Source organism: Devosia riboflavina, from assembly GCF_000743575.1.
GTDB lineage: Bacteria > Pseudomonadota > Alphaproteobacteria > Rhizobiales > Devosiaceae > Devosia > Devosia riboflavina.
In genome coordinates this window covers 1-543 of record NZ_JQGC01000070.1, presented here as the reverse complement: position 1 = coordinate 543, position 543 = coordinate 1, and the positions used below count along the sequence as shown (strand labels likewise).

Annotated in this window: 1 protein-coding gene; it reads left to right on the top strand. The window is 64.3% G+C overall.

Features of this window, described 5'->3' with window-relative positions; genetic code table 11:
* Positions 1–160 precede the first annotated feature (160 nt).
* A partial coding sequence (locus JP75_RS24710; protein ID WP_035087901.1) for an aldo/keto reductase occupies positions 161–543 on the top strand: 383 nt, incomplete at its 3' end.

The following is a 543-nucleotide window of genomic DNA, read 5'->3' as shown; positions in this document are numbered from 1 at the left end:
GACGAGGTGCTCGACCCGACCGAGTGGGACGAGGGCGACGATTTCCGCCCCGAGCGCGGGCACGACCACTAGCCGCTTTGGGAGCGGCGATGGCTGCTTCCCTCCGGCCCCTGCGCGGGTCTAGTCTTCGGCCACACAGCGAAAAGGCTCGGAGGCTAGAATGGAATACCGCTTGCTCGGGCGCTCGGGACTGAAGGTCTCGACCCTTACCATGGGCACGATGACGTTCGGGGGGAACCCGAAGGTCGGCAATACCAGCCTCAAGGACGCGCAGCGCCAGATCGACATGTGTCTGGAGGCGGGCATCAACATGCTCGACACGGCCAATGTCTATACGCGGGGCGTGTCGGAAAGCATTATCGGGGAGGCACTGACCGATGGGCGGCGCCAGCGGACGCTGCTGGCGACCAAGGTGCGCTTCCCGATGGACGACACCGACCCCAACGAGCGGGGACTGTCGCGCTACCACATCGTCAACCAGTGCGAGGCAAGCCTCAAGCGGCTCAAGACCGATGTGATCGACCTCTACCAGGTGCATGAATG